Genomic DNA, 6,220 nt, shown 5'->3' on the forward strand with positions numbered 1-6,220 from the left:
AAACCAGGCTATGAAGGAGGAGAACAAATTCATCCGTAAAGAAAATTTTAACCCGTTCTTTCAGTTACATGATGGGATGGTGAAGGAATATGCCCTGCCATTTCCTGACCGCACCGGTATCGTTAAAATAACTTCGGCCGGTGGCATTGGCATTATCGACAGCTTTAATTATACCACTGCCCAAACGGCGCCCTGGCAGCATTTTAATGCATTGCCTTATGTTGAAATGAATTTTATGCTGCAGGGGAATATGTATCAAACGCATGAAGGCATATTGAACCGTTGTTTGTATGGGAAAGACTATCACAATATTTTATTCAATCCATATTCAAATGAAAAGAATGAATTGATCGGCATGGGTACCTATCGCATGTTCGGAGTGCATATACCACCTGAAAAGATGATTACGCTGTTATCGGGTTATATTCCTGAACTGGCTTCTGTAGCAGATAAAATTGCCAGTGGTACTTCTTTTGTAATGCAGGCGCCGCAAAAACAGCTTACCAGCCAGATGCGGTTTATTTTTGATAACATCTGGCAATGTCCCGACTCAGCGGGCTTGCGTTCACTGTTTATTGAATCGCAGATACTCACGCTGCTTAGCCTGCAATGTGAAGTACTGATGAAACCTTCCACACCTGTTGCCAAACCGGTGAAATTGCAGGCGGCTGATAAAGAAAAAATATACCATGCCCGCAATATTCTTACGGCCCGTTGCAACAACCCGCCTTCTTTAGCCGAGCTGTCGAAACTCTGCGGCATCAATGAGTTTAAATTGAAGAAAGGTTTCAAACAATTATTTGAAAACAGTGTAACAGCCTTTGTAAATGAACACCGGCTTAATGAAGCCAAACGGCTTATTTATGAGGGGGAAAAGAATATGTCGACCATTGCCTATGAACTGGGCTATGCGCATCCGCAGCATTTTCAGCGGGCGTTTAAGAAGAAATTCGGGGTTACCCCCGGGAGTTTGCTTAAATAAAACTCGTTAACTGGTCAACTGGTTAACTGGTCAACTACTCACTGAATCTGATAACTAATACTAAACTGCTTACCCGCTTTAGAAACATCTTCCCATGCCCGTCTATATACAAACTTTATAGAACCACTCTGCACCTGGGTTTGAGGATCCAGTTCAAATACATCTATTCCACCGGCACCCACTCCGGCATCTCCCTGTATCTTATACTGATGCGATACACTAAAATGATTATTGGGTTGCACCTCCCAGTTATAACCCGTACCAGGACTGGCCGGCAGTTTTATTACAACATGATCATTCATCCTCAATTGTAATTTCTTTCCATTATCGGCTTCGCTTAATTGATACTCCTGCATACAATGCATTTTTAAAAAGCTACACAAAACAAGGGGAATTAATACTACTTTGACAGGCCATATATGCCACTGCACTATACGCCCGAAACGAAAACACTTCTTCCTCAAAATACGGCCTGTCAAAGTAGTATTGAAATATGGTTACTTACCATGCATAGATCTCAACGATCTGGTCATTCTCTATCAATACATTTACCAGCGTCTGTTTTTCCAAAGCAGTTCCGGCAATAATGTTAAAGGCAACGATCGATGAATCTGATCCGTTATAAAATTTCTTCCAGCCCAGATCGCTGATATTGGCCCATGCATTGCGGGTTTGCGCAATGGTCCATAAGCCAACTACTTTTTTATTGCTGTACCACACCCCGGCGCCGGCAGCCTCTTCGGCAGCCATCCCTTTTTCAACTTCTTTCAATGAATCCATGGGTGTAGCGCTTAACATTGACTTACCATTGTCTGTTTTTGAGGCAGCTGGTAACAATGGTTGTGGTTCGGGGCTTAAAACGCTGTTTGCTGCTGCTGTAGCGGGCAGATCAGTTGGTATGTTCTTCTTGGACATGTTATAATTTTTTAATTGTAGAATTCAGTTCCTGGAACGAATACTATGCATATACTTCGGTAATAATACCGTTCTCAACATGAGCAGTTACATTGCGACCGGCGGTTTTAGCAGTAGCCAGGTCATTCAACATAAGGAAGAAATTAGTGTCGTTGCTAGGCGTGATCCTTTTCCAGCCTTCATCGCCCAAATAGGCATAAGAATTTCGGTCTGATTTGTTATTCCACAAACCTCTTACGGCTACGTTGCTCAGCCAGGAGGTGTCAACCATAGCATCTACTCCAAACATGCTGCTATCGATACCACATTCGCCATACCCGATGCGGAAGTAACCGCCTTCACCAAAGTTTGGTCCCCAGCTGTTCTTACAGATCCAGAATTGTTGGGCATCATTATAGCCCACGCAACTTACACAATGGCCCCCACGAAATTCGGCATTGGCAGTTTTGCGGTATACTCCGTTGCTGTAAGCAAAGAAATCAGAATACACGGAGAAGCAGGCAACCATTGGTCCGTTGGTAGATAACCATTCCTTGATAGCGGCGATATTTGTTTTGTTGGAATAGGCCGCCACCTTGGTAACACGGTTTTGCCAATCGGCGCAACGACCGGTACAGTTTTGATCACCGGCTGTATAAGGATAGCAGGCCTCGTCTGTAACGCCGGTAGTTTTATAATTCTCCAGGGCTCTTTCGGGCCACCAGCCATTGCTACAGTTCCTGCTCTCGGCCCTTGCCAAACAATAGAACAGGTGTGCTTCGGAGTGGTCCACTGCATAGGCTGGGTTGTTCTTTAAGATCTTTATTCTGCTCTCTACTGAAGCAATGGTACCAAAAGCCACACAGGACCCACAACTGCCCTGGTCTTTAATAGGCGTCATAAAGTTCTGTCCGCCTTTGTTGCGCCAGTCGAATGAGGCCGGAGCACCAAACTCATTGCCATAAGCGCTTTTGCGTACATTAAAATTAAGCAGGTTGGCCTGGGCCATTGCTTCCCGCTCTTGCAGGCCTGGTTCACCCGGACCAGGCGTATAACCCAGTCGTTTCTCCTGTTCTTCTTTCGAAAGTTCAAAGAGCATGTTAGTACCAGCATTCCAGGTGCTGTCATTTTGCAGCAGGTTGCTGCGGAGCGCGTTCAGTTCTTCTGACTTGTTCATAAGCGCATTATTTAAATGGTTAAGAAAATAGTATCTCCTCCGATGTTTTGTAACATCGATGACTTGTCACAGTATGTATTAGGAGTACAGATGGGTGTGTCCTGTAATTGTTCAGGCCTACAGGATCCTTAACCGGGATGTTTCAATTGTGCTTACTGCCAGAGCTTTATTAAAAAGAAGTTTAGAAGGGATATACGGCACAGTTAGTTTGCTAAAATCCCGACCAAGCTACATTAAAAAAAATTAATAACCAATACCCTAAACTGGTGATAATGATCATTTATTATATAATAATGACGAAGATCATGATCGCGTATCGATTACATTTTATTAACATACCAAACCATAAAATTGAACGTTATTTATAGTGAACAGAACCTGTCATAATAATCAATTTAGATACAGGTTAAAGTTTATCCTTTAAAACAGTATTCCATGAATTACCAACAAGTCGTATCGGTTTGTTCCCATACCGGGTTAGTAATTTTACTAGTCGCCGGCTATTCCGCAAACAATGCTACCTATAACACCACACCGCAACCTGAGACCAAAGTAATCGTTGTTAAAACAGCTGAAAAGCCGGTGTGAGATAATACTACTACATAATAAAAAAGCCCCGATCCCGGCTGAGCCGAAATCGGGGCTTTTTTATTAATAGGTTGTCTTGTTACTCTTCGGGCGTTACAATACTCATAATGCTTTTCATGACCGATGGATCGGGTTTCAGCATCTGGTACAAGACCCTGGTCGATTCTTTTTCGGAGCTCACCAGGTCGTGCAGTGTTACTTTATCCAGTAACTGATCCAGGGTATATTGTATCATCTGCCACAACGAACGGGCTGAACAATCAACCGAGTTGGTACATAACTTCATGGTGCCGGAATGCGAACCACAAAAGTCATTGCTGAACATGGGGCCACCCAATGCCTTTAACGCATCATTGATCACGATCTCCTTTGCAGGCCTTGCCAGCTCGTAGCCACCCTTATTACCAGGTTTGCTTTTTATATACCCTTTCATGCGCAGAATACGGGTGAGCTTGGCCACATAGGTGCCAGTGATTCCTTCCGCTTCACTTAACTGCGGGATACTCATTCCATTCGGATCCTTGCAGGCCGCTAGGCGAATCAACAGACGCAAACCGTATTCTTCCTGTGCAGTTATTTTCATTATATAATGAGTTCTTGCTTAAAGAAATCCTAATTGTAATTGAGCGACTTCCGACATCATGCTTTTGTCCCAGGCTGGTGTCCAGGTTACGGCCACATGCACATCGTTCACCCCTTCTATTTCACGTACCTTCTGATCAACTTCTACCGGTAACGACTGCGCAGCCGGGCAACCGGGCGCCGTTAATGTCATTACTATCTGAACATTATTGATCGGTAAGATATTTATCTCGTAGATCAAACCCAGCTCCCAGATACTTACCGGTATTTCAGGATCAAAAATGGTTTGTAATACCTCCGTTACTTTCTGTTTCAGCGCTTCGTTATCCATGCGTCATCGAATTTTTTATTTTATAAGCCAGTGCGAAGTTCTTCATCTGTTTTACCATCGCCAGCAGCCCGTTTGCCCGGGTTTGCGCCAAATGGGTCGTCATGCCAATCTTTTGAATAAATCCCAAATCAGCTTCAATGATCTCATCAGGCGTATGGTTCGAAAGTACCCTGATCAGCATGCTCACCAATCCTTTTGTAATGATGGCATCGCTATCGGCTTTGAAGGATATTATTCCATCTTTATAATCAGATACCAGCCATACGGTACTTTGACAGCCACGCACTTTGTTTTCATCGAGCTTGTGCTCATTTTCCAGTGGGGCCAGCTTCTTGCCCATGTCTATGATGTATTCGTACTTATCGTCCCATGAATCAAACAGCGCAAATTCTTCTACCAATTCATCTTCTATGGCCTGTATGCTTTTATGATCGCTCATTGTTATAATAACATTTTTAAAGCTTTCTGCAAACCTACTATCAGCTTATCCACTTCTTCTTTGGTATTGTACGTGGCAAAGGAAGCCCTGATGGTGCCGGGGATGCCATAACATTGCATCAATGGTTGTGCGCAGTGGTGACCGGTCCTTACTGCTATCCCGCGGTTATCGAGCAAAATGCCGATATCCTGCGGATGCACTTTATCGATCACAAATGACACCACACTCACCTTGTTGGCTGCTGTACCAATGATCCTCAACCCTGGCAATTGTACCAACTGTTCGGTGGCATAGGCCAGTAATTCGTTCTCGTGGTTGCGGATCTTTTCCTTGCCGATCTTAGTTACAAATTCAAGTGCGGTCTTCAGCACGGCGGCATCGCCAATGTTGGGTGTACCGGCTTCAAATTTATAAGGCAGGTCGGCATAGGTTGTTTTTTCCAGCGTCACTTCCTTTATCATTTCACCCCCACCCTGAAACGGCGGCATGGCTTCCAGCAACTTCTTTTTACCATACAACACCCCTATCCCGGTTGGGCCATATACTTTATGGCTGGAGAAAGCAAAGAAATCGCAATCCATTGCCTGTACATCTATGTCCAGGTGAACGGTTGATTGCGCCCCGTCTATCATTACCAATGCGCCGGCCTGGTGCGCCAGTTTGATTATTTCTTCTACCGGGTTCACGGTTCCCAATGCATTGGATACATGCACTACGGATACCAGTTTTGTTTTTGAACTCAGCAGCTTTTTAAATTCATCCAGCAATAACTCCCCGTTTTGTTGGGGGATCATTTTTAACACCGCGCCTTTTTCTTCGCACAGGATCTGCCAGGGAACAATATTGGAGTGGTGTTCCATCTCCGTGATAATGATCTCGTCCCCTGCTTTTATATTTTTACGTCCCCAGGTATACGCTACCAGGTTAATGCCTTCGGTAGTACCCCGGGTAAAGATGATCTCTTCCCTTGAGGAAGCATGTATGAATTGTTGGGCGGCATTGCGACTGGCTTCAAAAAGCGCGGTTGCTTCTTCGGCCAGCGTATGGATACCCCGATGCACGTTTGCATTGAAATTGGTATAATAATCAACCAGTGCATCAATCACCACTTGCGGCTTCTGAGTCGTAGCGGCATTATCAAAATATACTAAGGGCTGTCCTTTCACCTGCCGGTTCAGCGCCGGGAACTGTTGCCGTATGGCTTCTACATCCAGTCCCTTTGTAATG

General features: G+C 44.5%; 9 protein-coding genes. 2 read left to right on the forward strand and 7 right to left on the reverse strand.

Translation table 11 applies throughout. The annotated features are described in order from the left end of the window. A partial coding sequence (locus ACJ751_RS00465) for a helix-turn-helix domain-containing protein (protein WP_407743395.1) occupies positions 1-982 on the forward strand: 982 nt, incomplete at its 5' end. Between the two features lie 38 nt (positions 983-1,020). On the opposite strand, the gene ACJ751_RS00470 is transcribed toward ACJ751_RS00465, so the two are convergent. From ACJ751_RS00470 to ACJ751_RS00480, 3 genes are all read right to left on the reverse strand, one after another. Continuing rightward, positions 1,021-1,338, reverse strand: a complete 318-nt coding sequence (locus ACJ751_RS00470) for a protease inhibitor I42 family protein (protein ID WP_407743396.1) — start codon at positions 1,336-1,338, stop codon at positions 1,021-1,023. A gap of 145 nt (positions 1,339-1,483) precedes the next feature. Continuing rightward, the gene (locus ACJ751_RS00475; RefSeq protein WP_407743397.1) at positions 1,484-1,897 is read right to left on the reverse strand and encodes a hypothetical protein; all 414 of its coding nucleotides are present in this window, start codon (positions 1,895-1,897) and stop codon (positions 1,484-1,486) included. Positions 1,898-1,940: 43 nt separating this feature from the next. Continuing rightward, positions 1,941-3,053 (reverse strand): C1 family peptidase, encoded by a 1,113-nt coding sequence (locus ACJ751_RS00480; protein ID WP_407743398.1) that lies wholly within the window; start codon positions 3,051-3,053, stop codon positions 1,941-1,943. Between the two features lie 435 nt (positions 3,054-3,488). Here ACJ751_RS00480 and ACJ751_RS00485 point away from each other — a divergent pair, with 435 nt between their 5' ends. Beyond that, on the forward strand, positions 3,489-3,641 hold the full coding sequence (locus tag ACJ751_RS00485) for a hypothetical protein (protein WP_407743399.1): 153 nt from the start codon (positions 3,489-3,491) through the stop codon (positions 3,639-3,641). Positions 3,642-3,720: 79 nt separating this feature from the next. Here ACJ751_RS00485 and ACJ751_RS00490 read toward each other — a convergent pair whose 3' ends face one another. The 4 genes from ACJ751_RS00490 to ACJ751_RS00505 are packed head-to-tail and all read right to left on the reverse strand — an operon-like array spanning position 3,721 to position 6,219. Then, entirely contained in the window at positions 3,721-4,224 is a 504-nt protein-coding gene (locus ACJ751_RS00490) for an RrF2 family transcriptional regulator (RefSeq protein WP_407743400.1), read from the reverse strand. A gap of 18 nt (positions 4,225-4,242) precedes the next feature. Beyond that, positions 4,243-4,554, reverse strand: coding sequence for an iron-sulfur cluster assembly protein (locus tag ACJ751_RS00495; RefSeq protein WP_407743401.1), 312 nt, complete (start codon positions 4,552-4,554; stop codon positions 4,243-4,245). Beyond that, positions 4,547-4,993 (reverse strand): SufE family protein, encoded by a 447-nt coding sequence (locus tag ACJ751_RS00500; RefSeq protein ID WP_407743402.1) that lies wholly within the window; start codon positions 4,991-4,993, stop codon positions 4,547-4,549. Before ACJ751_RS00500 ends, ACJ751_RS00495 begins: the two co-directional genes overlap by 8 nt. Before the next feature lie 2 nt (positions 4,994-4,995). After that, complete coding sequence (locus ACJ751_RS00505; RefSeq protein ID WP_407743403.1) at positions 4,996-6,219, reverse strand: SufS family cysteine desulfurase; 1,224 nt, start codon at positions 6,217-6,219, stop codon at positions 4,996-4,998. Position 6,220: the final 1 nt, after the last annotated feature.

This window comes from Niastella sp. (assembly GCF_045805085.1).
GTDB lineage: Bacteria > Bacteroidota > Bacteroidia > Chitinophagales > Chitinophagaceae > Niastella.

What these genes read in the sequence shown, in the direction of transcription:
- ACJ751_RS00495 (WP_407743401.1), bottom strand. Translation starts at nt 4,554, where the DNA reads ATGGATAACGAAGCGCTGAAACAGAAAGTAACGGAGGTATTACAAACC.
- ACJ751_RS00485 (WP_407743399.1), top strand. Translation starts at nt 3,489, where the DNA reads ATGAATTACCAACAAGTCGTATCGGTTTGTTCCCATACCGGGTTAGTA.
- ACJ751_RS00470 (WP_407743396.1), bottom strand. Translation starts at nt 1,338, where the DNA reads ATGCAGGAGTATCAATTAAGCGAAGCCGATAATGGAAAGAAATTACAA.
- ACJ751_RS00490 (WP_407743400.1), bottom strand. Translation starts at nt 4,224, where the DNA reads ATGAAAATAACTGCACAGGAAGAATACGGTTTGCGTCTGTTGATTCGC.
- ACJ751_RS00475 (WP_407743397.1), bottom strand. Translation starts at nt 1,897, where the DNA reads ATGTCCAAGAAGAACATACCAACTGATCTGCCCGCTACAGCAGCAGCA.
- ACJ751_RS00480 (WP_407743398.1), bottom strand. Translation starts at nt 3,053, where the DNA reads ATGAACAAGTCAGAAGAACTGAACGCGCTCCGCAGCAACCTGCTGCAA.
- ACJ751_RS00500 (WP_407743402.1), bottom strand. Translation starts at nt 4,993, where the DNA reads ATGAGCGATCATAAAAGCATACAGGCCATAGAAGATGAATTGGTAGAA.